At 70.3% G+C, this 23178-nt stretch carries 16 protein-coding genes and 2 pseudogenes; 9 read left to right on the top strand and 9 right to left on the bottom strand.

What is annotated here, in order from left to right; genetic code table 11:
- Nucleotides 1-57: 57 nt before the first annotated feature.
- A complete protein-coding gene (locus tag ABZV00_RS30890; protein WP_355612699.1) occupies nucleotides 58-732 on the bottom strand; it encodes a TetR/AcrR family transcriptional regulator C-terminal domain-containing protein in 675 nt (224 codons plus the stop codon).
- Nucleotides 733-854: 122 nt separating this feature from the next.
- On the opposite strand from ABZV00_RS30890, the gene ABZV00_RS30885 reads away from it, so the two are divergent.
- Nucleotides 855-1373 (top strand): hypothetical protein, encoded by a 519-nt coding sequence (locus ABZV00_RS30885; protein ID WP_355612697.1) that lies wholly within the window; start codon nucleotides 855-857, stop codon nucleotides 1371-1373.
- An 18-nt stretch (nucleotides 1374-1391) separates the two neighbouring features.
- Here ABZV00_RS30885 and ABZV00_RS30880 read toward each other — a convergent pair whose 3' ends face one another.
- Nucleotides 1392-2495, bottom strand: coding sequence for an aldo/keto reductase (locus ABZV00_RS30880; protein WP_355612694.1), 1104 nt, complete (start codon nucleotides 2493-2495; stop codon nucleotides 1392-1394).
- Between the two features lie 155 nt (nucleotides 2496-2650).
- Here ABZV00_RS30880 and ABZV00_RS30875 point away from each other — a divergent pair, with 155 nt between their 5' ends.
- The 3 genes from ABZV00_RS30875 to ABZV00_RS30865 all read left to right on the top strand — a co-directional run bounded on the left by ABZV00_RS30875 (nucleotide 2651) and on the right by ABZV00_RS30865 (nucleotide 5158).
- Nucleotides 2651-3256 carry a TetR/AcrR family transcriptional regulator gene (locus ABZV00_RS30875; protein ID WP_355612691.1) on the top strand — a complete coding sequence of 202 codons (606 nt, stop codon included), beginning with the start codon at nucleotides 2651-2653 and terminating at the stop codon, nucleotides 3254-3256.
- Between the two features lie 83 nt (nucleotides 3257-3339).
- Nucleotides 3340-3495: a hypothetical protein gene (locus tag ABZV00_RS30870; protein ID WP_355612688.1), complete on the top strand. Its 156-nt coding sequence runs from the start codon at nucleotides 3340-3342 to the stop codon at nucleotides 3493-3495.
- A gap of 235 nt (nucleotides 3496-3730) precedes the next feature.
- The gene (locus ABZV00_RS30865) at nucleotides 3731-5158 is read left to right on the top strand and encodes an ATP-binding cassette domain-containing protein (protein ID WP_355612685.1); all 1428 of its coding nucleotides are present in this window, start codon (nucleotides 3731-3733) and stop codon (nucleotides 5156-5158) included.
- Here the strand turns inward: ABZV00_RS30865 and ABZV00_RS30860 are convergent.
- Nucleotides 5127-5684: pseudogene (locus ABZV00_RS30860) on the bottom strand (transposase family protein); the annotation flags it as partial. The gene ABZV00_RS30865 and the pseudogene ABZV00_RS30860 overlap by 32 nt on opposite strands.
- Nucleotides 5685-5767: 83 nt before the next feature.
- Here ABZV00_RS30860 and ABZV00_RS30855 point away from each other — a divergent pair.
- The 5 genes and pseudogenes from ABZV00_RS30855 to ABZV00_RS30835 form a co-directional block, all read left to right on the top strand.
- Nucleotides 5768-6161, top strand: a pseudogene (locus tag ABZV00_RS30855) (proton-conducting transporter membrane subunit); the annotation flags it as partial.
- Nucleotides 6162-6779: 618 nt separating this feature from the next.
- A complete protein-coding gene (locus tag ABZV00_RS30850) occupies nucleotides 6780-9896 on the top strand; it encodes a hypothetical protein (RefSeq protein WP_355612682.1) in 3117 nt (1038 codons plus the stop codon).
- Nucleotides 9897-10030: 134 nt separating this feature from the next.
- Entirely contained in the window at nucleotides 10031-13108 is a 3078-nt protein-coding gene (locus tag ABZV00_RS30845) for a TIM-barrel domain-containing protein (RefSeq protein ID WP_355612679.1), read from the top strand.
- Between the two features lie 21 nt (nucleotides 13109-13129).
- Nucleotides 13130-16018 carry a hypothetical protein gene (locus tag ABZV00_RS30840; RefSeq protein WP_355612676.1) on the top strand — a complete coding sequence of 963 codons (2889 nt, stop codon included), beginning with the start codon at nucleotides 13130-13132 and terminating at the stop codon, nucleotides 16016-16018.
- A gap of 143 nt (nucleotides 16019-16161) precedes the next feature.
- Entirely contained in the window at nucleotides 16162-16983 is an 822-nt protein-coding gene (locus ABZV00_RS30835) for an IclR family transcriptional regulator (protein ID WP_355612673.1), read from the top strand.
- A 145-nt stretch (nucleotides 16984-17128) separates the two neighbouring features.
- Here the strand turns inward: ABZV00_RS30835 and ABZV00_RS30830 are convergent, their stop codons facing one another.
- Genes ABZV00_RS30830 through ABZV00_RS30805 form a run of 6 tightly spaced genes read right to left on the bottom strand, consistent with a single transcriptional unit; the run spans nucleotide 17129 to nucleotide 23177 of the window.
- The gene (locus ABZV00_RS30830) at nucleotides 17129-18316 is read right to left on the bottom strand and encodes a mandelate racemase/muconate lactonizing enzyme family protein (RefSeq protein WP_328418387.1); all 1188 of its coding nucleotides are present in this window, start codon (nucleotides 18314-18316) and stop codon (nucleotides 17129-17131) included.
- On the bottom strand, nucleotides 18313-19278 hold the full coding sequence (locus ABZV00_RS30825) for a glycoside hydrolase family 88 protein (RefSeq protein ID WP_355612669.1): 966 nt from the start codon (nucleotides 19276-19278) through the stop codon (nucleotides 18313-18315). Before ABZV00_RS30825 ends, ABZV00_RS30830 begins: the two co-directional genes overlap by 4 nt.
- Nucleotides 19275-20558, bottom strand: a complete 1284-nt coding sequence (locus ABZV00_RS30820) for an extracellular solute-binding protein (RefSeq protein WP_328418385.1) — start codon at nucleotides 20556-20558, stop codon at nucleotides 19275-19277. Before ABZV00_RS30820 ends, ABZV00_RS30825 begins: the two co-directional genes overlap by 4 nt.
- A 26-nt stretch (nucleotides 20559-20584) precedes the next feature.
- Complete coding sequence (locus ABZV00_RS30815) at nucleotides 20585-21430, bottom strand: carbohydrate ABC transporter permease (protein ID WP_355612664.1); 846 nt, start codon at nucleotides 21428-21430, stop codon at nucleotides 20585-20587.
- Nucleotides 21427-22374 carry a sugar ABC transporter permease gene (locus ABZV00_RS30810; protein WP_328418383.1) on the bottom strand — a complete coding sequence of 316 codons (948 nt, stop codon included), beginning with the start codon at nucleotides 22372-22374 and terminating at the stop codon, nucleotides 21427-21429. Before ABZV00_RS30810 ends, ABZV00_RS30815 begins: the two co-directional genes overlap by 4 nt.
- On the bottom strand, nucleotides 22371-23177 hold the full coding sequence (locus ABZV00_RS30805; protein WP_355612661.1) for an IclR family transcriptional regulator: 807 nt from the start codon (nucleotides 23175-23177) through the stop codon (nucleotides 22371-22373). The genes ABZV00_RS30810 and ABZV00_RS30805 overlap by 4 nt, the downstream gene beginning before the upstream one ends.
- Between the last annotated feature and the right edge of the window lies 1 nt (nucleotide 23178).

Raw genomic sequence — 23178 nt, 5'->3', positions numbered from 1 at the left:
GCTCGGAGGTCCGGCCTGCGCCTCCGGTGGCGCGGCCGAACCAGCTCGGCGGCCGGGCTAGGCGGCGAGCTGCCGCTCCAGGCCGTCGAGGAGAGCCTGGAGCCCGAACTCGAAGGCGTCGTCGGGCGCGGCGGCATAGTCGGTCGCCGCTGGGGTCTCCAGGCGGGTACGCAGGCGCGGGTAGCGCATGGCGATCTCCTTGGCCTTGCTCATGGCGTCCTGGAACTGTTCCTCGGCGGTGGTGTCGTCCCGCGTGAGTTTCCGGGTGAGTGAGGCGGTCGCGGCGGCGCCTGCCGCGTTGCCGAGAACGTAGGTGAAAACGGCGGAGGCGGCCTGGTCGGCCTGGGCGCCGGTGAAGCCGGCGGCCTCGTAGACGGCGAGGCTGTGGTCGTCGTGGCGGGCCTTGCCCTCGCCGTAGAGGACATGCGCGGCGAACGCCTGCACCAGCCAGGGGTGTCGGGTGAACATCTCGTACAGGTCGACGGCCATGGCGGTGGTCGCAGTCCGCCAGTCGACGGCGTCCAGGTCGGGCAGCTTGAGCTCGCCCCACACCTGGTCGGTGGCGAGCAGGACGAGGTTGTCCTTGTTCTTGACGTGCCAGTACATGGCGGTGGCGGCGGAGTCGAGTCGTTTGCCCAGGGCGCGCATGTTCAGGCCTTCGAGGCCCTCGGCGTCGAGGAGTTCGACGGCGGTGCGGACGATCTGCTCTCGGGTGAGGGTGTCGCGTGCCATGCCCCTCACGGTACGCAGTCGCTTGCACAAAGTTCAACCCAGGGCTTGCACAACGTTCAAGTAGCCGGTTACCGTCATCTCCGCCAGCCAGTTGAACTAAGTGCAACTCCAAGGAGAGTTCCATGAACACCCTCGCCGCCGTCATGCAGTTGCTCGTCGCCGCCGCCTTCGTCAGCATCCCGGTGGTCCGTCACCGCTTCGGCCCTGTGGCGAAGGCCGCCGCAGAGGCCGAGCTTCGCCGCCAGAACGTCCGCCCCGAGGTGTTGGCGGAGAACAAGCTCCGGTTCGACGCCAGCGGCCACGAGACCGCGGCCCCGGTGGCCGTCGCGGCGGTGATGACCACCGTCGCCGCCCTGCACCTCGCCGGCTCCGACCTGGCCCAGCCGCTGACCTGGATCTTCTCCTCGCTGGTCGTGCTGATGAACGTGGTGATCGTCTACAGCAACCTCACCGCCGTGAAGTCCGTCGAGGCTGCCTTCCGCCGCAACGGCGACCCGGAGTTGACCCGCGTCGAGGTCAAGCCCTTCCTCCAGGCCGCCGAGAACGCCTTCCCTCGCTGGGTGCGCGCCCAGACCTACCTCCGCAACACCGTGGTCTTCGCCGGTTCCGCCGTCGCCCTGGTCGCCGTCTCCCTCGCCTGACCGGCAGGTCGGGTTCCGTCAGGTGGAGGGCTGGGTGGCGCCGTTGAACACCGGCGGCGCGTACCCCGCCGGCTTGTCGCCGATGCCGAGGCCGGGGCTCACCACACAGGACTGGTACTCCGGGGTGAACATCACGTGGGGCATTCCGACGTGCGGCGCGCTGGCCTCCTCGAGCCGACGACGGGCGTCCACCGGGATCTCGAAGTCGAGTGCCGCGAGGTTGCTGTCCAGTTGCTCAGGGCTGCTCGCCCCGATGATCACCGATGCGACGGCGGGCTGGGTGACCGCCCAGTTGATGGCGACCTGGGCCATGCTCCGATCCAGGTCGGCGGCCACGCTCTCCAGTGCCTCGATCACCTGCCAGCCCCGAGGGTTGATCTCCCGACCCGGGGCAGCCGGATTGGTCAACCGACCGTTCCCGCTCAGGCCGTCGCCGGTCCGTCGGTACTTGCCGCTGAGCAGGCCGCCGCCGATCGGGCTCCACGCGGTGAGGCCCATGCCGAGGGACTGGCCCATCGGCACGTACTCCGCCTCGATGTCGCGCGCGACCAGGGAGTACGGGAGTTGCAGCGTCACCATCGGGGTCAGCGCGTGCGCTTCGGCGTAGCTCTGCGCCCGAGCCGCGTACCAGGCCGGTACGTCGGAGAGGCCGGCGTACCGGATCTTGCCGACGCGCACCAGGTCGTCGAAGGTCTGCACGACCTCCTCGACCGGGGTGATCCGGTCCCAGGTGTGCAGCAGGTACAGGTCGATGTAGTCGGTGCCGAGCCGGCGCAGCGAGGCGTCCAGGGCCCGCACGATGTGTTTGCGACCGTTGCCGCTGGCGTTCGGGTCGCTCCGGTCGACGGTGTTGGTGAACTTGCTGGTGAGTACGAGCCGATCCCGGACGCCGGCCCGGTCGATCAGGCGGCCGAGGATCCGTTCGCTCTCCCCGGCGGTGTAGAAGTCCGCCGTGTCGATGAAGTTGCCGCCCGCCTCCAGGTACCGCCGGAAGATCGGCTCGGCCTCCTCCTCGGTCTTGCCGTATGCGGCGTGGAACCCGTCGACGCCGAAGTTCATCGTGCCCAGAGCCAGCCGGCTCACCCGCAGACCGGACCGCCCGAGCAGGTAGTAGTGGTTCATCGTCGCGTCCTTCCGATCGCTTGTCCGGCCCGGAGGGGCCGCGTGGCCCAGACTCTTGCCCGGCAAAAATGGACCTGCAAGTCCAAAAAATGAGCTACGGTTGGACCGGCCGGTCCAGACGAGAATCGGCGCCGCAGGCATCATCGGGAGGTCGCATGACTCGCGCGTTGACCCGCAAGGGCGAGGCGACCCGGGCGCGGATCGTCGCCGGGGCGGCCGCCGAGATCCGCGAGCGCGGTGTCGACGAGGTACGTCTCGAGGACGTCATGGCCCGTACCGGCACCAGCAAGGGCCAGCTCTTCCACTACTTCGCCGACGGCAAGGATGAGCTGCTGCTCGCGGTGGCCGAGCACGAGGCCGATCAGGTGCTCATCGACCAGGAGCCGATGCTCAGCAACCTGACGTCCTGGCCAGCCTGGCTGGCGTGGCGCGATCGGCTGATCGAGCGCTACCTCGCGCAGGGCGTGAAGTGCCCGCTCAACGGTCTGCTCGGTCAGGCCGGCCGGCGCGCGCCGGGCGCGCAGGCGGTGGTGACCGGGCTCATGTCGCGCTGGCAGAAGGCGATCACCGAGGGCATCCGGCACATGCAGTCGACCGGGGACATCGCCCCCGAGGTGGACGCCGATCGCGCCGCCGCGGCCCTGCTGGCCGGCATCCAGGGCGGCGTACTCCTGTTGCTCTCCACCGGAAGGATCGACCACCTTGAGGCTGCCCTCGACCTGACCATCGACTCCCTCCGGGCAGGTGCCCGCGCCGCCTGATCGTGTCAGGATCTGCTCACCCGGCCGGAAGGGTCGGGGCCGGAGAGGGGCGGTCGCGCATGTCGGTTGGAACGATCGCTGCGATGCTGGGCGGTTCGATCCTGCTCTTCGCCCTGGTGCTGCTGCTGATCATCAGCATGCTGGGGCGTCGTGCGCGGGCCGGGCGACGGGCGGGCCGATACACCTCGCGGCCGGGGAACTCGTCGGACAACAGCTCGTCGAGCATGGGCGGAAGCTGAGGCCGGAGGGCCGCCGAGAACGCGGTACCGGCCCCTGTCGGGTGAGTTATCCTTTCGCCCGAGTTGTTGGAGATCGGAGCAAGCGTGGCAGGTGACGACGACATCTCCGGGTGAGAGCCCGGACCGGCCGCCGACGGGCGCGTGATCGCGCCGCCGTCGCCGTGGCCTCTGTCGTCATGCCCTGCTCCCGCCGGGCCACCCGCGTGCGCCCGGATCTCCCTTCTCCGAGGTCCTCATGTCTGTTCGACCCGCGCTCATCGCCCACGACCTCCTGCGTATCCGAGGCAACCGCCGGGTGCTCGACGGTGTCTCCCTGACCGCCGCGCCCGGCCACCGGATCGGCCTGATCGGCGAGAACGGCACCGGCAAAACGACCCTGTTGCGGGTCCTGGCCGGCGTCGACGAACCCGACTCCGGCACGGTGGCACGCCCTCCAGATCTCGGCTTCCTGCACCAGGAGATGCCCCACACCCCGTCCGCGACCGTCGCCGCGGTCCTCGACGACGCGCTGCGTGAGGCCCGGGCGGACCTCGCCGAGCTGGATCGGCTCGGTGCCGCGCTAGCCCACGCGCCGGAGGACACCGAGCGGCACGTCGAGCTGCTGGCGGCGTACGGCGAGACCCTGGAGCGGGCGCAGGACCGCGACGCCTGGGACGCCGACCGTCGCGCCATGACGGTGCTCGCCGGCCTCGGCCTCGGCGAGATGCCCCACGAGCGGAGGCTCGCCGCACTGTCCGGCGGTCAGCGTGGCCGACTCGCGCTGGCCGCGATGCTGATCCGCCGGCCGGACGCGTTGCTGCTCGACGAACCCACCAACCACCTGGACGACGCGGCGGCGGCGTTCTGCGAGGCCCAGCTCCGCGAGATGCGCGGGGTGGTCGTGGTGGCGAGTCACGACCGTGCGTTCCTGGACGCGGTGTGCACCGACGTCATCGATCTGGACCCGGCGGTCGAGGGTCCCGTCCGCTACGGCGGCGGCTACACCGCCTATCTGACGCAGAAGCGCGCCGAGGCCGAGCGTTGGCGTCGGCGCTACGACGACGAGCAGGCGCAGCTCGCCGAGCTGCGCGATGCCACCGCCGTGACCGGGCATCACGTCGCCCACGGCCGCGGCCCCCGCGACAGCGAGAAGATGGGGTACGGGCACACTGCCGGCCGGGTGCAGAACCAGATCTCCCGCCGCGTGCGCGACGCCGCCCGGCGGCTGGAGGCGCTGGAGCGCCATCAGGTCGCCGCCCCGCCGGAGCCGTTGCGCTTCCACGCACCCGTTCTCGCCACCGGTGCCGGCGACGACGCCATCGTCACGATGCACCAGGTGGAGGTCCCCGGCCGGCTGCGGGTTGAGCACTTTGCTGTCATGGCCAGCGACCGGCTGGTGGTGAGTGGCCCGAACGGTGCGGGCAAGTCCACCCTGCTCGCCGTCCTCGCCGGCCGCCTGACCTCCGCCGGAGCCGTCTGGCGGCGGCCTGACCTGCGCGTCGGCCTGCTGACCCAGGACAGCGTCTTCGCCGATCCACACCGGACCGCCCGGGAGATCTTCGCGACGTCACCGCCCCGCCGGTTTCGGCGCCCAGTCCTTGGTAGCCGGCGTCGGCGAGGACCTGAACCCCGAGCGGTCCGTGGAGGAGAAGGTCGACAAGCCCGGCGGTCCGGGCCTGGGTGAGATCGTGCATCGAGCCCGGACGTGTCTCGCCGCAGAACAACAGCCTGCCAATCGGATCGCAGATCACGAGGGCCTTCATGGTGTTGAGCCGGGCCTTACCGGACACGAACCGGTCCCTACCTGCCCGTCCCGCGATCGGTCGGCGTACCCGCACCTCGGTGGCGTCCATCAACGCCCGCGGGTGATGGCCGAGGTGCGCCACCACGTCGGCGAGGGTGCGTAGCCGGACGCCGTCATGCACCCTGCAACCACGCTCAGCCAGCAGCGGCCGCACCTCCGCGACGCTGCGCGTGATCGTCGAGCGGTGCACCCCGAACCACGCGGCCACCACATCGTGGGTCAACCCGTGCCGCAGATGCACCAGCGTGGCCACCAGCCGATCCGGGAACCCGAACCGGTACCTCGCGCCGCCGCCGATGCGGCGACGACGCGCTCGCGCAGCGAGCCGGTCACGCTGCCGGGCTTGCCACTGGGGTGCCAACTCCGCGACCAGGCCCTCAATCACCTGCCGGGACAGCCCTGTCATCCGACGATCCATCATGATCGCAGCACCAACCATGGCACGATCATCGATACTCAAGGATTCGCAACTGTGCACGAGGTCGTTAGGTCGGATTTCTGCTCGTGCCGATCGTGATCGCCGGCCGCAGCGACCTTGCCCTGCCGTCGCTGCTGATCTACCTCGCCGGCTACGTGATCACCAACATCGCCGCGTTCGCGGTCACGGCAGCACCCCGCAGCATCGGGACCTCACTAGCTGGGGGGAGTAGGAGCCCAGCGCCCATGGTTGGCGGCGGCATTGCTGTTAGCACTGCTCGGCCTGGTCGGCACCCCACCCACCGCCGTGTTCGCCGGCAAACTCACCACCGCAATCGCGGCATGGGACGGCGGGTACGCATGGCTCGCCGTCGTCGTTCTTCGTGAACACGGTATTTAGCCCGTTCTACTGCCTGCGCTGGATCCGTTCTACCTGCCGTACTGGCAGCCGTTTCCCACGGCTCCTGAGGAGTGGGACACTCTCGGCCACCCGAACCGCCGCAAATGAACCGGTACCCGCCTCTGCCCGTCTCCGTTAGATGCCGAGCGAGCCGCCGAGGCGCTTGAGGGCATCCCGGGTCGTCACGACACCTGGGTGTAGAGCTCCAACGTTCTCCGAGAAGCGGGCATGCCGGAGGACCAGCATGGCGACACTCAGTCGGCCAGCGGCATTGCGCAGGTGCTCGGGCATCGTGAACCGTGATCGGGCGGTGAGTAGCAGCAGGGTCAGCCACCATGCGACGGTGGCTCACCCGGTGGGCGACGGACGGAGTCGACCTGTCCGCCGGGTTCTGATCTACAGTCCCGTGCGTCTACAGACGCCATAGGACCACGATCTACGTCTCGACGCGCTCAATCCTCACCGGGGCTTCCACGACGCGGTTGACCCCATGCAGCATGCGGGATATCTTTCCGTACTAGGCAAGCAAATTCCAGATTGGATGCTGCCGGGTCGCTCGCACCGAAAGCTCCGCCCCCACGCGCCGGCACAGCCCACCGTCGCCGCCCAACCGCAGCCGACTTCGCACCACGCTCGGCGTGAACCCGCCCTGCCGCATCGCGACGCTCTCAGCTAGGAGCCACCATGCTGAAACGCCCCGCACTGTCGGTTCTCCTCGTCGCCGCGGTCACCCTCGGGTCGGGCCTGGTCGGGGCGGTCCCCGCTGCCGGCCGGACCGGCGGCGACCCGCCGCGCCAGCGAGTGGTGGACGCCGGTGACAGCATCGTGATCACCGGCGAGACCTACCGGATGCGGATCATCAAGGACGGCTTCCGGTACTCGTTCGACAATTCCTCCGGCGCCATGGTTGCACCAGCCCATCCGGACTCGGGTCTGCGGATCAGGTACGCCGGCGGGCAGAACGTCAGCGACGCCGCGCACACTCGGCTCGTCTCCGGTCCGAGGTCCGGCACGGCCGTGCTGGACGTGACGATGACGGACGGGTCGCAGGTCAAAGTGCACGTGCTTCCATCCGACAGCTACGCGCGGATCCTGGTGCCGAACCTGCCCGGATCCAGCAGCACGATCGACTTCCGCACCGGTGCGGTCGCCCCGGCGTACGGGCTCGGGGACTACGGGTCGTTCGCCGACGGCCAACCTGAGCAGGGGACGCCGTGCAGTGGAAACGTCGAGGCCAGGCCGAGTACGGAGCTGACGGGGCTGGTGCTGGACAACCTGACGAACGAGGGCAGCTGCAAGCGCTTCGTCAGCAACTTCACCGTGTTCCCAAAGCAGCGGTTCGCTCAGGTGTGGTTCGAGGACGGGCGGAAGCGAGTCGGCCTCACCGGAACCGAGAACCGGCTCGGCGCCGCCGACGTGGACTCCGTCGACAGCCTGTACTACTTCGTCGGCCGTGACCTGCCGCAGGTGTACGCCGACTACAAGCAGGTCCGCAACCGGCACGGCTACCTGGACTCCCGGCCGGACGAGTCGTTCTTCGGACTCGGCTGGGAGGCGTACGGCGCACTCGGCTGGGACACCTACCAGTCGTCCGTCGTCGAGACGGTGCAGGACTTCCTCGCGCACGGCTATCCGCTCAGTTGGGGCGTGGTCGGATCCGGCTTCTGGCCAGGCCCCCGCGGCAACAAAGTCGAGGGCACCACGAACAGCTTTGGCATGTGGGACGACACCGCCGAGGACGGGCGCGCGGACGGACTGCCGAACCCGCGATACCCGGATCCCGACGCGTTGAAGCGGCTCTTCGCCGACAACGACATCAAGCTGCTGCTGGGGGCGCGAAACAACATCAAGGCTCTGCCAGCCGACGGCGGCAACTACAACCTGCGGTACGACGGGCCGTTCCTGCAGGAGGCGCTGGAGCGCGGCTTCCTGCTACGCGACGGCGACGGCACGCCCCGTGTCGTGACGCGGGCGCAGTTCCCCGCCGGCGCCAGCTACGTGCTGGACGGATCCAACCCGGCGGCGGTGCGCTGGTTCGTCGAGCGGCTGCGCGCCTGGGGTGTGGACGGGTGGAAGGAGGACACGATGCTCTACGACCCGAACCTCCACCTCGACGGCAACTGGAACCCGGTGCAGACCGCGATGCACGATGCTGGCGACCTGGTGATGGTGCGGAACGCCGCGTACTCCGTGCCGGGCGACATCGTCCGGATCAACGACACCATCTACGGCACTGGCGAGGTCTACCACGAGGACCCGGACCGGATGCCGGTCAACCTCCTCAACTACGCCGCATCCGGTGCCGGCAACCTGTACGGCGACTACGTGGGTGGCACGCCTGGGCCGTCGATGCGGGACCCGGCGTACCAGCAGTACTTCGTCCGCAACGCGCAGTTCAGCGCCATGTTGCCGGTGATGGCGTTCGGCAAGGGCCCGTGGGAACTCGGCCGCGGCGACTACGCGGCAGCGGTGAAGAAGATGGCGTTGTGGCACGAGGCGCTGCGCCCGTACATCTACGACGCGGTGCTGGACGGGCACGAGAGCGGTTTCCCCACCGCCGTGACCCCGCTGCCACTGGCCTATCCCGACGATCCGAACACCTACGGGCTGGCCAACGACACCACCCGCCAGTACGAATGGATGTTCGGCGAGTCCCTACTCGCCGCGCCGGTGTTCGGCGCCGACTTCGAAACAGCGCAGGCCCGGGACGTGTACCTGCCGGCCGGCAAGTGGATCGACGTCCAGAGTGGCGCGGTGTTCCACGGGCCGACGACGCTGCGGAACTACGCGATCGGCACCGACCGGATCCCAGCGTTCGCCGGCGGCAAGGGCGTTCTGGTGACCACGCAGGCTGGCGCGCTGACGGCCGAGGTGTACCCGGTGTCGACCAGATCCCACTACACCGCCGGGCGTGGGGATGACGCGATCACCATCGAGAATGCCAACACCGGCTGGGACACCGGCTCCCTCGCCGTCGTCGACCGCACGAGCGGGCAGTCGGTCGCGTACCGAGTCGACCAGGTCACTGGCGTGTTGCGGTTCCCGGTGACCGTGGGCCACACCTACCGCCTTGTGGGCGGTGGGACCGCTGAGCACACCGTCGGGCTGGACACCACCGCTCCCGGGCAGGTCACCGGAGTCGGGCACCGCACGGTCGACGGGATCACGACACTGAACTGGGACGCCACCGACAACGCCCGGGGCTACGTCGTGACCGCATCGCTGAAGCAGGCGTGCGTCGTCGCCCCGGAACAGATCATCGGCTCCTCCACCGGCGCGAGCCTGGTACTGGGCAGCGACGGTGTGGCGGGCACATACCGGGTGACGGCAACGAACAGCGCGGGCAGCGGACCACCGTCCGCGCTTCACGTGATCGCACCGACAACCGGTGGTGGCGGTGCCGCGGCGGTCGTCGTGACGAACGAAGGCACCCCGCCGACCTGCGATGCCGACAATCCGGCCTACAGCGAGGAGGGACGCTGGCTGTCGAGCAGCTTGAAGGGTTTCGACGGCTCCGGCACCCGCTACACCTCGACCGCCGGCCTGACCGTGACCTGGCGAGCTGACCTGCCTGCGGGGACCTACCAGGTCGACGTCTGGTCACCGAAGCACACCATCTGCAGCACCAGCACGACGTACACCGTCGCCGGCACGAGCGTCCCCGTCGACCAGTGCGCCACCGGGGGCGAATGGCATTCGATCGGCACGCATCAGCTGACCGAGGGGATCACGCCGGTCACCCTGACCTCCGGCTCGGGCACCACCCGCGCCGATGCGGTCCGCTTCACGCCGACCGGATGACCGTCCCACCGCGGCCGTTCGCCCAACCGGGCGGTGCGGCGCGCCCGACGGTAGCCCATCGCTGAGGATGGAGTAAACAGATGTTCTCCCGTCCACCACGTCGCGTCCTTCTCACGATGATGACGGCGCTCCTGGTGCCATTCGCAGTCGTCGTCCCGTCGTCCCCGGCAGCGGCCGCCGAGGCAGTCGTCGTCACCCCCTCGACTCCCGGCGCCTACTCCGAGACCGGAACCTGGGCGAACGCCAGGGACCCCGGTTACGACGGCTCTCCCTCGCGGTACAGCCGGACCCCCGGTTCCACGGCCACCTGGACCGTCGTCGCACCCGCCTCCGCCAGGTACGACCTGGCCGTCTACTACAGCGCGAGCGTGGACAACGCCAAGGTGGAGTACACCTGGACCGGCGGACCGGACACCCCGACGGTGGTCAACCAGGCCGTCGGCGGCAACGCCTGGCGCCAGATCGGCTCCACCTACCTCGACGAGGGGCAGACCTACACCCTGACCGTCACCGCGACCGCGGGTCCGGCGGTCACCACCCCCAACCTCAACGTCATCACCCGGGCCAACGCGGTGCGGTTGCTCGAGGTGGCCGACGACGAGGAACCGGTCGCCGACTGCGGTACGGACGACACGGCGGCACCGATCGTCGACGCGGCCGAACAACGCTTCCCCTCCTACCGGCTGTCGCAGCACGGCACCATGGTCTCGCTGGCCGGTGACGGCTGGACCATGTCAATCGACCGTCGAGGCTTCCGCTACGGACTCCAGGTCGACGGCGCGCCGGCCGCGGCGCCGCATCCGACAGCCGGGTTGCAACTGGCCGTCCCGGGCCGCGCCCCGTGCGACGCCGTCGCGGCGACACTCACGGCCGCAGACGCGTCGAGGGCGCGGTTCTCCGTGACCTTCTCCAACGGCCGTCGGTCCGACGTCACGGTGGTACCGGCGGACCATTCCGTGAACCTGCGAGTCAGTGCCGCGGACGCGAGCACCGGCAGCGTGCGCGCGCAGGTGGCCGGCGGCATGAACCCCGCCTACGGGCTCGGTGACCTGGGCGGATTCCGGACCGACCTGAACGTCTACGGCATCCGCAACCTCGACTACTACGCCCAGAACAGCGCGGGCACGACGAACCAGCGCTTCGTCTCAACGTTCACCGTCTTCCCCGGCCGGAAGCTCGCCCAGGTCGTGCTCTCGGACGAGAGCCTGGCCGTGCAGGTCGACAATGCCGCCACCCTGCTCGGAGTCAACGGCCCGCAGATGTCCGGGCTGCACTACTTCTTCGGGGACATGCAGACGATCTACCGGCGCTACGCCGAAGTCCGGCGGAGCGCGGGCTACGTCGACTCCAAGCCGGACTACACGCTCTTCGGCGTCGGCTACGAGTCCTACGGGGCGCTCGGCTACAACACCAACCAGCAGACCATCACCGACTCGGTGACGACGTACCTGGACAAGGGCTTCCCCCTCAGCTGGGTGGTGACCGGCTCGGGGTTCTGGCCGTACGGTTCGGGCAGCGCCCAGGGCACGACATCGACCTTCGGCCTCTGGGGCGCGAAGTACCCGGATCCCGACGGCTACAAGAAGTTCCTGCACGACAACGGGATCAAACTGCTGCTCGGAGCCCGGCAGTCGTTCCGCGCGCTGCCGGCCGACGGCGGCACGTACGACCCCGCTCTCGACGGTGACGGCACCGCCGTGGGTATCGAACGGGGCTACTTCATCAAGGACGCGAACGGCGAGCCGCGGGTGTTCCGGCCGGTGTCGTTCCCCAACACCGCGATGTACCTGATCGATCCGCACAACGAGGAGGCTGTCCGGTGGTTCGTGACCCGCAGCCGGGAGTGGGGCGCAGACGGGTACAAGGAAGACCACATGTTCGACGGAACCGCGAACCGGTACGTCAACAACGCGCTGGTGAACCCGATCAATGAGGGCCTCGAGGACGACGGCAAGCTCATGATGGTGCGCAACAGCGCCTTCTCGGTGGCGGGCTCCATCCTGCGGATCAACGACACCGACTACAACCACGGGCCGGGGGACCGCGACCGCACGGTCGTCAACGGCCTCGCCTACGCCGCCAGCGGTCAGCCCAACTTCTATCCGGACATCATCGGCGGTCGGATCATCGGCGATCTGGAGACCAACACCTCGAAGCAGCGGTACCTGACCCGGAACGCCATGATGGCCGCCATGTCGCCGGCGATGTCCTTCGGCAACGAGCCGTGGCGGATGAATGACCCCGCCCTGGTGGCGGCGACCCGAAAGGCCGCACAGTGGCACGCCGAGTATCAGCCCTACATCTACTCGGCGGCCGTCACCTCGTACGAGACCGGCTTCCCCTCGACGGCGACGCCGCTGCCCGTGGCGTTCCCCGACGACCCCCGGGTCCGCGACCTGGCGTCCGCGGCCAGGAAACAGTACGAGTGGATGTTCGGTCCGTCACTGCTGGTAGCGCCGCTGTACGGCGGCGACACCGACACGGCCATGTCCCGTGACGTCTACCTTCCGGCCGGTGAGTGGATGGACATCGAGACCGGTGAGCGGTTCTCCGGCCCCATCACCCTCACCGCCTACCAGCAGCCGTTCGGCAAGATTCCCGCCTTCGTCGGCGGTACGGGCATCCTCGTGCACGATCCCGGAGCGCGGGATCCGTCCGACGCCGTCGCCGCCGGGGACGTGCGGGCCAGCGTCTACCCCGTCGCCGCACCCGGCGCCACCTTCACCTTCACCAGCAGCGACGGACACGCCCGAAGCCGGATCACCGCGAAGAACACCTCGTGGTCGGCGGAGGACATCGTCGTTCGCGACTCGTCGGGCGCCGACATCGCCTTCAGCAGGAACCCGGTCACCGGGGCGATCGAGTTCTCCGTCGAGGCGGGGTTGGACTACGTGGTCTCGGACGCTGATTCGCCCGAGTGGGGCCTCGAGGTCATCGACGTCCGGCCGGCCGGGCCGGTCGTCACCGGCCGGGCAGTGCCCGTGCGGTTCGGACTTGTGGATCAGTCCGGGTCCCCCGCCGGCCGCGTCGTCACCGAGGTGGTGCAGGCGGCACCGGACGGCGCCGAACGGCAACTGGAGTTCGAGACCGACGACCAGAACCGCGTCCACACCGTCCTGAGGACGCAGGCCGGCGTCGCGGGAGCCTACATCGTCGTCGTGAAGGCCGCGGACGGGCGCCGGTTGGCGCATTTCACCGTGAAGGTCACCTGACACGCTGACAAGGAGATTCTGTTGACGACACCTGTGCGAGCGTGGGCCGGTGCGGCTATGGCGTCGGTGCTGATGGCGACCGTGGGTCTGACGGCGGCGCCCGCCGCGGCCGCCGCCCCGGAAGCGCCAGCGGCACCGGTGTTCACCGACGACTTCACCACCGGGCTCAGCCGGTGGCGGGAGCTGACCGGAGCGCTGACGGAGTGGACGACCACCACCGCCGAGTTCCCCTACGTCTCGATCGACAGCCGCACCCAGCCGTCGGGCCGGTACATCACCCCGGTCACGCCGGTGGGCCTGCCCGACGCGTACGAGCTGCGCACCAGGGTCCGCGTCGATGCGGCCAGCGACTCACCCGCAGTCTCGGTGCTCACCGACTTCCGGGAACCGTACGCCGTCACCCAGAACAACTTCGCTGCGCAGCTGACCGGCTGGTCCGGAGTGCAGATCTCCCGTCCAGTGACGCAGACGGTGTGCCGAGGCCCCGCCCCTGTGCGCCAGGGGGAGTGGCACGAGTTGGTCATCCGCCGGGCCAACAACATCTCGGTCGTGGAGATCGACGCCCAACGCGTTGCCGTGGTGGCCGCGCCCGCCGCCGGCGGGACGATCGGCCTCGGCGTATACCACGCCCAGGCGTCGTTCGCCGCCGTCGCGGTCACCGCGCTGCCCACCGTGCCCGCCGACCACCCCACGACCGCATCGGGCTGTTCCTGGACCGAGCCGGGCGAGCCCGAGGTCGACCAGCCGATCCTGGTCAACCAGAGCGGCTACAACCTCGGCCAGGCCAAGCGGTTCACCGCACCCCGCGCCGCCGACGGCGAGCACTTCCGGATCACCGACGCCGCCGGCAACGTTCGCCACGAGGGCACCTTCCGCGGCCAGGTCGGCGACTTCACCGACTTCGACCCGGCCGATTCCGGGCCGTACACGGTGGAGGTCCAGGGCGCTGCCGGGACCGGCCGGTCCGATCCGTTCGGTATCGGCGCCGACTGGATCGAGCGCGTCTCCTACCGCCGTGCGGTGCAGTTCATGACCGACGTGCGCTGCTACTACGGCGACTTCAGCAGGATGGTCTACGGTGGCACCGATCCGCAGAACTGCTACCTCGGCGTCGGCTGGCGCGACTCGCACCAGATGTCCTTTGAGCTGCCGTCGCTGATCGACATGTACCTGGCCAACCCTTCCGCGTTCGCGCAAATCAAGGACCCCGAGGCGCGGTACGTCGGGCTGCCGGTGCAGCTGCCGACGGACACCCCGGAGATCGTCCGGCTGATCCACTGGGCCGTCGAGGTGTACCTGGGCGGACGGGTGAACCACACGCTGCTCAAGGAACAGCTGGCCGCCTTCCTCTACGCCTATCCGTACCTGGCGGACTACATCCCCCACAGCGTCTACGAGCGGGCGCGCGACTACCTCTTCCCGATCTGGGACAACCCGGCGAAAGATCGCTTCGCCTGGTACGACACCACTTCCCACACCGCCGACCTGCTGCAGGTCTACACCCAGGTGGGTTCCGGCAAGGGGGAGCTGCCACCCGGCCATTCGGTGTGGCCAAACGTGATGATGTACGAGGTCGCCAAGCGGGAGGGTCGCGCTGACGCGAACCGTTACCTGGCCGCCGCGAAGGCCCAGGCCACCTGGCTGGTCGGCAACCTCGACGTCGCCGACCCAACCGTCACGAAGGGTCAGCGGCAGGGCGAGTACCACCTGGTCACCGGCCTCGCACGGCTGCTGCTGTCGCACCGCGACCAGGCGCCGCCCGGCACCCGGGACTTCATCCGCCGCTGGGCCGAGGTCGTCGCGGAACGCTCGGCGAACCTGTGGGACTTCCGCAGGTACTCCGCGGACCGGTGGACCATCCCGTCCTTCACCGGCGGTGGCTCGGCCAGCGACCCCAACGAGACGGGCAACGTGGCCGGCTTCGCCGCCCCGGCGCTGGCCGCCGCGCAGGTGCTCGGCGACGATCCGCTCGCCGCACGGTTGCGGCAGATCGCGGTGGCGCATGTGGACAACGTCTTCGGCCGTAACCCCACCGGACGGCACGCCTCGTACCGCGGGCCGACGGAGCAATGGGGCTTCGAAGGCGTGGATCGCGGCTGGTACTCGGAGTTCCAGGGCGGGGCGGGTCGCCTCCAGGGCGCCCGCGGAGTGCTCGACGGCAGCCCCAAGAACGGGCACTACCCGTACAACCCGGGAGCCGGCAACATCGGCCACTCCGAGGGCTGGGTCACCTTCAACACCGCCTGGAACGAGACACTGGCCTGGCGGGCCGCCGACACCACCACGGTACGGGTGGTGGACACCGCCGGAGGGCCGGTGGACCGGGTGCCGGAGGGCAGCCGCGCGAGCGTACGCCTGACCGCGCCCCTGAACCTCGACCCGGCCGCGCTCGACCACGGCGACCTTGAGGTCCGGGTCGGCGACCGCGCACCGCAGCGGCTGGTCGCGGTGCAGGACGGGCTGAACGCCACCACGTACACGGCAGAGTTGGAGCTGGCCGCTCTCGGCGCGACGCTCGGCGACACGGTGACCGTCTCCTACGGCCTCGGTTACTTCGCGCGCCAGGTCACCGTGACCGTCGCGGCGCCGCTGTGCGCGGGTCGGGAGCCCACCATCATCGGAACCGACGGCCCGGACCGGCTCGTGGGCACGGCCGGGGCCGATGTGATCGCCGGCCGGGGCGGCGACGACGTGATCGTCGGTCTCGGCGGCGATGACGTGATCTGCGGCGGTGGGGGCGCGGACCGGCTGGTCGGCGGACCCGGCGGCGCGACCCTGCTCGGCGGGCCGGGTCCGGACGTCGTCGTCGGTGGCCCCGGTGACGATCGGCTCCACGGCGGCGCCGACCGGGACGTGGTCGTCGGCGGCGGCGGGAATGACCAGATCGACCAGGACGGTCCGGACGCCTGACCCGCTCGCGGTGCCGGGCGGCTGGGCCGCCCGGCACCATGCCCGTCTCGCGTCACCCGTTTCACCCCGTATCATGGTCAATCTCGTGCACGGTGCAGAATTAGGTGCCACATATCGCAAGCAGCTTCCAGAGAGGGGTTGGCATGGCGGCCGAACCGGGCAGTAACCAGAGCGTCGAGCGAGCCCTGACCGTGCTCCGCGCCCTCGCGGCCGGCCGCACCGAACTCCGCGTCTCCGACGTCGCCCGAGCCACCGGACTCGGCCTCTCCACCGCCTCCCGGCTCCTCGCCACCCTCGAAGGGATGGGCTTCGTCGACCGCAACCCCGTCAGCGGCCTGTACCGGCTCGGACTCGACATGGTCTCGTTTGGCGGGGCGGTGCTCAACAACCACCCCGTCCACCGAGAGGCCCGGCAGACCGCCCAGGACCTCGCCGCTGAACTCGGCCTCGGTGTCAACGTGGCGTTACGCCGCGACGACCGGCTCTTCTACCTGCTCAACTTCGAAGGCCGGCAGGCACCCCGCCCGTTCCTCCTCGCCGGACAGTACAACCCGCTCCACGCCACCGGGCTCGGCAAGGCACTCCTGACCGGGCTGACCGGGGACGAGCGGCGCACCCTGCTACCCGACACCGCCCTGCACGCCTACACCCACCGCACCATCACCACCCACGAACAGCTCGACGAGGAACTCACCCGCACCCTCGCCCGGGGCTACGCCACCGAAATCGAGGAACTCGCCCTCGGCCGCGCCTGCATCGCCGCCGCCATCCGCGACGGCTCGGGCGAGGTGGTGGCGGCCCTCTCGGTGTCCGGCCCGCTCTCCGCCATCGACCTACCCAACCGCGAGACCGAACTCGTCCAGTCGGTGATCGAGGCGGCCGATTCCGTCAGCATCAACCTCGGGTACATCGGGCCAGCCCACGTCGTGCCCCAGCAGGCCGTCGCCGCTGAGGTCGTGTCCTGACCGCCCAGCTTGGCCGCGTCATCGCCAGCATCCGGCTCCCCGGCCCCGGCTGGCCGGGAACTCGCCGAGGCGGGGCAGGTTAGATCCCCGGCCGGATTCCGTCCCCCGTGGGTCTCAACGGGACCGGCGGACAACGGGCTTGTCGTCAGGCGCCCGCCAACGCCCGTACGACGTCCTCGTCGACCGTGATGCCGAGGCCAGCGCCGCCCGGCACCTCGAATCGCCCGCCAACCGGGGCGACCGCGTCCGGGGCGACGGCGGTGAGCGGGTTGGTGCCGATCCAGTGTTCGAGCACTGCGAAGTTCGGCATCGCGGCGGCGCACTGCACGCTGGCGTACCAGTGCACGGCCGAACCGATGCTGACGTGCGGGGTGGCCTGCGCGCCGAACGCGTCGGCGAGCGCGGCGATCCGCATCGTCTCGGTGATGCCGCCGGCCCGGCACACATCGGGCTGGAGCACGCGGAGCGCGCCGGCGCGGAGGAACTCCAGCGCCCGGTGCCGGGTGGCCAGGGAGTCCAGGGCGAGGGGGATGTCCAGGCGGGCGGCGACGGTGGCGTACCCGTCGAGGTCCTCCGGCGGCAGCGGCATCTCGAAGAACCCGACGCCGGCGTCCTGGAGGGCGCGGCCGACCCGCAGCGCCTGCGGGACTTCGTACTGCCCGGCGGCGTCGGCGTAGACGGCGGCCTGGTCGCCGAACACCTCGCGGACGGTCTGCACGGACGCGATGTCGTCCTCGGGGCGGGCGCCGATGGCCACCTTGACGGCGTCGTACCCCAGTTCGCGCAGCCGCTCGGCCTCCTGGCGCACCCGGCGCTGGCCCTCGGCGCCGGAGCCGGCGGGTGCGGCGGGCACGCCGGAGGCGTACAGCCGCAGGGTGGTGCGGTAGCGGCCGCCGAGCAGGGCGTGCAGGGGCTGGCCGAGGGTGCGGGCGAACGCGTCCCACAGAGCGATGTCGAGGCCGGCGAGGGCCTCCAGCCAGAAGCCACTGTCGTGACCACGGACCCGCATGCCGGTGTAGACCCGGTCCCAGGTGCGGCCGATCTCGTCGAGCCGGGAGCCGACGGCGAGCGGTGCGATCAGGTCGTCGAGGATGGCGGCGGTGGCGCGGGCCCCGACGGGTGCCTTGGCCTCGCCCCAGCCGACGACCCCGTCAGCAGTCTCGACCCGCACCAGCACGGCGTCGATGGTCTCGCTGTAGACGTAGCGGCGGCGTTCTCTCGGCGGGTACTCCACCAAGGCGCTGCCGTGCTCGGCGCTCCACGCCCGGGCGCCCCAGTACGTCTCGGCGGGCTTGGCGCGTACCGCGAAGCTGCGGACGTCGACGACCTTCATCCGTTCTCCTTGGCTGTGGTTCGCTCCAGGGCGGCGTGCAGGAGCGGGGCTTGGCCCCAGGGGAAGACGCCGAGGGCCCGGTGGTGGTAGTCGAGGGCGGTGCCGACGGGCGTCGCCTCGGACACGGTGAGGGCGCCGCCGGTGAGTCGACGGAGGGTGCTGTGCCAGGCCCGGTCGGCCATCGCCCGGTGGGCGGGGTCGACCAGCCCGGCGTCGACAGCGCGCGGCACGACCCAGGCCAGGTACGCGGAGGTGCTCGCCTCGACCGGGGTGTCCGGGTCGTCGACCACCGTGGTCCACTCGCCGTCGCGCTCGTGCGTGGCGAGCGCGTCGACCAGGCGGGTGAGCCGCTCGGCGAGCCCGTGGTCGGGGGCGTGGATCAGGGTGTCGGTGAGGCCGAGCAGCGCCCACGCCTGCCCGCGTCCCCAGGCGACGCCATTGCCCCGTTCGGCCCGGGTGTCGTAGCCGTGCTGGAACAGCCCGTTGGGCAGTTGCAGCGCGTCGGCGTACTCGGTGGCGTAGGTGACGGCCTCATCGGGGTGGCCCAGTGTGGCGAGGCCGGGTCCGTCGGTGTGCATGCAGTCGACCCAGACCGTTGACGACCAGGGTGGCAGGTCGGGACGGTGCAGGCGAGGCCCGCCGGGGCGGGCCGGTCGGGCGTGCCGGACGGCGGCGAGCCAGCGGCGGCAGGCGTCCGTCACGTCGATGTCGGGTCGGCGGTCGGTGAGGGCGAGCAGCGCCTCGACCGCGATGAGGTGGTCGGTGCGGTCCGGCGGTGCGGTCAGCGACGGCGTCACGAGGTCGACCACCCGTTGAGTGAGGTCGGAGCGGTGCAGCGCGTCGCCGGCGCGGAGCAGGGCGGTGAGCGTGCCGCCGATGCCGAAGCCCCAGATCCGCGGCGTGGTGGCGGCGGTCGCGTCCGCGATCGCCGCCACCAGCCGGGTGCCGGGCGCGCTGGTCACTTGATGAGGGCCTGCACCGCTGCGCCGGCCTCACGCATCGCGTCCGCCGGCTTGCTCTTGCCGACCAGCACCGCCTGGACGTGCTCCGAGATGGCGGTCTCCATCTGGGCGTACTGGGGGTACTTCCAGAACGGGTTCGGGGTGGCGGTGGCGGTGATCCGCTCGCTGAACTGGGAGGTGAAGGCGTCCGTCTTCACCTGCTCGGAGGCCAGCGCCGCCGTGGTGGTGGGCGGCAGGGACAGGTCCTTGAAGTAGCCGAGGACGGTCTGCTCGTCGGACGTGAGCCACTTCGCGAAGTCGGTGGCGGTGTTGGCGCCCTCGCCCTCGACCACGACGACGGCGTGGCCCCACTGCACGGCGCGCGGCTTGTCGCCGGCGTTCTTCACCGGCCGGGCGACCGGGTCGAGCTTGTCCGCGATGGACTTGTCCGGGGAGCCCTTGACGACGAAGTCGCGGCCGACGATGGCGTCGTCGTAGATGGCGGCCTTGCCCTGGGCGAACAGGGTGCGCGCGTCGACCCGCTCCACGTCCGGAGCGATGAGCTTCGCGTCGTACAGCTTCTTGTACCAGGCGACCGCCTCGATGCTGGCGTCGTCGCCGACGGCGACCTTGTCCCCGTCCAGCAGCGGGCTGCCGAAGGTCTGCATCCAGATGAGGATGTCCTTGAGCTGGGCGACCTTGGTGGACGCGGCGTACGGGATGACGCCGGTGCCCTTGAGCGCCCGCAGCGCGGCCTCGAAGTCGTCGATGGTGGTCGGCGCGGTGGTGATGCCGGCCTTCTGCATCAGGTCCCGGTTGGCGATCAGACCGATGGCGGCGGTGGTCCAGGGCAGGCCGACCTGCTTGCCCTCGACCTGCCCCGAGCTGAGGGCGGCCGCGGTGTAGCCGGCGTCCTTGGCCACGTCACCGAGGTCGCGAAGCTTGCCGAGCGCGGCGAGGCCGGCGAGCCAGGCGATGTCCATCTGCGCGGCGCCGGTGAACTGCCCGCCGCGCACCTGGAGCGTGAGCTGGTTGAGGTAGCTGTTGTACGCCAGCGGCACGCCGTTGACGGTGATGCCCGCTTTGCTGCCGTATCCGGTCATCAGCTGTTCGATCTTGGCCTTGGAGGCGTTGTCGGCCAGGCTCCAGGACGCGAACGAGAAGTTGGTGGCGGACTTGGCGGTATCCGCCTCGGGGGCGTCGGCGCTCGGCGCGCAGGCGGCCACGCCGCCCAGGCCGAGGGCGCCGGCGCCGAGTCCGACGAGGCGGAGCATGTCCCTGCGGGAAACGTTGCTGTTCATTGCTGGACCTCCGGGACGGGTGGTGGTTATCCCTTGATGGCGCCGGCGGTGATGCCGCCGACAAGGAACCGCTGCAGCGCGATGAACGCGAGCACGACGGGCAGGGACGCGATCAGCGATGCGGCCATGAGCTCGGCCCACTGCGCGGTCGCCTCGCCGAGGAAGGCGTTGACCAGGCCGGGTGGCAGTGTCGTCTTCTCGCGTCCGGCGAGGGTGAGGGCGAAGATGAAGTCGTTCCAGCCGCGGACGAAGGCGAAGAGCCCGGCGGCGATGAGACCGGGCGCCGACAGCGGCAGGATGACCGAGTGGATGGTGCGCAGCCGCGATGCGCCGTCGACGCGGGCGGCCTCGACGAGGCTGTCAGGGATGGTGTCGAAGAAGCCCTTGAGCATCCAGACGCAGAGCGGCAGCGTGAAGGTGGTGAACGACAGCACCAGCGCGGTGTAGGTGTCGAGCAGGTGGTAGGCGCTGAACAAGGCGTAGAGGGTGACCAGCAGAAGGGCCTGGGGGAACATCTGGGAGGAGAGCACGAAGTACATCAGGCTGCGCCGGCCGCGGAAGCGGAACTTGGAGAACGCGTAGCCCATGTAGGCCGACACCACGACGCTCAGCACCGCGGTGACGACCGAGACGATCAGGCTGTTGACCAGGTACCGGGCCAGCGCGGGTTCGTCGGCGAGGCGGGTGAAGTTGTCGAGGGTGAGCTCGGTGGGGACGAACGACGGCGGGTAGCGGAAGGTCTGCTGAGCCGGGGTGAAGGCGGTGACCAGCATCCAGTACACCGGCAGCAGCCCGAATCCGCCGAGGACGACGACGGCCGTCCACGCCGCGGCGCGGGAACCGCGGCTCTCCCGTGCGGAGCGCTTCCTCACAGCTGTCCCTCCCGCTCGGACCGACGGACGTAGACCGCGACCATGACGAGCAGCAGCACCATCCAGAGCAGGCCGAGTGCACCGGCACGGCCGAGGTCGAAGCCCTGGAAGGCGGTCTCATAAACCGCGGTGGCGAAGGTTTCGGTGGTGCCGGCGGGGCCGCCGCCGGTCATCACGTAGATCAGGTCGAAGTGCTGGAAGTTCCAGATCAGTTCCAGCAGCAGGACGATGCCGATGATGCCGCGCAGGTGCGGCAGAGTGACGGCGAAGAACCGCTGGACCGCGCCGGCGCCGTCGGTCTCGGCCGCCTCGTGCAGCTCGACCGGTACGGTCTGCAGCCCGGCGAGGACCATCACCATGATCCACGGAAAGCTCGCCCAGGTCTTGGCGACGATGACCGCGGTCATCGCGGTGCCCGAGCCTGCCAACCAGGCCTGTGGGGCATCGATCAGGCCGAGCGCCTCCAGCGCGCCGTTGGCGAGGCCGTAGTTCGCATTGAAGATCCACATCCAGAGGAACGACACGACGACGCTGGGCACCAGCCACGGGATGAGCAGCAGGCCGCGGAGAGTGGCGCGGCCGCGGATGCGGGTGTTCAGGGCGAGTGCGAGGGCCAGGCCGACGAGGAACGGTGCGATGGTGGCGCCGACGGTGAAAACCAGCGTCTGGCGCAGCAGCCGCCAGAAGTCGCCGCCGAGCAGGTCGGTGATGTTCTGCAGGCCGACGAAGGTGCGGCCGGGTTCCACCAGGCTCTGCTCGAAGAACGCGGTGATCAGGGAGGCGACCAGCGGGTAGACGACGATCGCGGCGAGCATCGCCAGGGCGGGGAGCATCAGCAGCGCGGCGAACGCGCCGTCGCCGAGCCGTCGCGGGGGCCGCTCGCCGCCCGGCGGGGACGCCGGCACGCGGCCGGCGGTCCCGCGACGGGTCGTCTCGGTGCTCATCGGCTGGCCTGCAAGCGGGTCAGGACGCGGTCGGCGGGGCCGAGGTAGCCCAGGTCGGTGCTGATGGCGTCGGCGGCTTCGATGACCATGCGGGACAGGTCGGCCTCCCGGGTGTCCAGGGCGATCGCGGAGAGCGGTCCGGAGACCGACAGCGCTGCGCAGACGGTGCCGGTGTGGTCGAGGATCGGGGACGCGATGCAGGCGCGGCCCAGCGCCAGTTCCTCGACCTCGGTGGCGTAACGGCGCTCGGCGGCCTGAGCGATGGCCTCGTCCAGCGCGGCGTGATCGGTGATGGTGGACGGGGTGTACGCGCGCAGATCGGGCAGGAGCGCCCGGCGCTCTTCGGGGTCGGTGCCGATGAGCAGGCACTTGCCGATGCCCGTGGCGTGCAGCGGGTTGTGCTGGCCGATGAGGACGAACGACCGCGGGGCGAGGGTGCCCTCGAAGTTGCACAGGTAGAACAGCGTGGCGCCGCAGCGCACGGCGACGTTGGCGCCGAGGCCGAGTTCGGCGGCGAGGTTCTGCGCCCGCTGGCGGGCCTCGCGGTGCACCGGGTGGCTGTTGAGGGCGACGCCGGCCATCGTGATGAGCGCGGGGCCTAGTTGGTAAAGGCCGCTGACCTGGTCGCGCTGTACGAGGTCGCAGGCCTCGAGTGTGGTCAGTAGGCGGGACGCGGTCGACTGGCCCAGGCCGGCGTGACGGGCGACATCGGAGACCCGCAGCGCGGGCTGGCCGCCGAGGAAGGCGTTGAGCACGGCGGCCGCCTTCTCGACGCTCTGGTTGGTGCCCTGATCACTCGCCACC

The organism is Micromonospora sp. NPDC005173, assembly GCF_040608515.1.
In the GTDB taxonomy this organism is placed as follows: Bacteria; Actinomycetota; Actinomycetes; order Mycobacteriales; family Micromonosporaceae; genus Micromonospora.
Note: the sequence above shows the minus strand (reverse complement) of the source record. Positions and strands in the feature narration are given on the sequence as shown.

What these genes read in the sequence shown, in the direction of transcription:
- ABZV00_RS30890 (WP_355612699.1), bottom strand. Translation starts at nt 732, where the DNA reads ATGGCACGCGACACCCTCACCCGAGAGCAGATCGTCCGCACCGCCGTC.
- ABZV00_RS30885 (WP_355612697.1), top strand. Translation starts at nt 855, where the DNA reads ATGAACACCCTCGCCGCCGTCATGCAGTTGCTCGTCGCCGCCGCCTTC.
- ABZV00_RS30880 (WP_355612694.1), bottom strand. Translation starts at nt 2,495, where the DNA reads ATGAACCACTACTACCTGCTCGGGCGGTCCGGTCTGCGGGTGAGCCGG.
- ABZV00_RS30875 (WP_355612691.1), top strand. Translation starts at nt 2,651, where the DNA reads ATGACTCGCGCGTTGACCCGCAAGGGCGAGGCGACCCGGGCGCGGATC.
- ABZV00_RS30870 (WP_355612688.1), top strand. Translation starts at nt 3,340, where the DNA reads ATGCTGGGCGGTTCGATCCTGCTCTTCGCCCTGGTGCTGCTGCTGATC.
- ABZV00_RS30865 (WP_355612685.1), top strand. Translation starts at nt 3,731, where the DNA reads ATGTCTGTTCGACCCGCGCTCATCGCCCACGACCTCCTGCGTATCCGA.
- ABZV00_RS30850 (WP_355612682.1), top strand. Translation starts at nt 6,780, where the DNA reads ATGCTGAAACGCCCCGCACTGTCGGTTCTCCTCGTCGCCGCGGTCACC.
- ABZV00_RS30835 (WP_355612673.1), top strand. Translation starts at nt 16,162, where the DNA reads ATGGCGGCCGAACCGGGCAGTAACCAGAGCGTCGAGCGAGCCCTGACC.
- ABZV00_RS30830 (WP_328418387.1), bottom strand. Translation starts at nt 18,316, where the DNA reads ATGAAGGTCGTCGACGTCCGCAGCTTCGCGGTACGCGCCAAGCCCGCC.
- ABZV00_RS30820 (WP_328418385.1), bottom strand. Translation starts at nt 20,558, where the DNA reads ATGAACAGCAACGTTTCCCGCAGGGACATGCTCCGCCTCGTCGGACTC.
- ABZV00_RS30810 (WP_328418383.1), bottom strand. Translation starts at nt 22,374, where the DNA reads ATGAGCACCGAGACGACCCGTCGCGGGACCGCCGGCCGCGTGCCGGCG.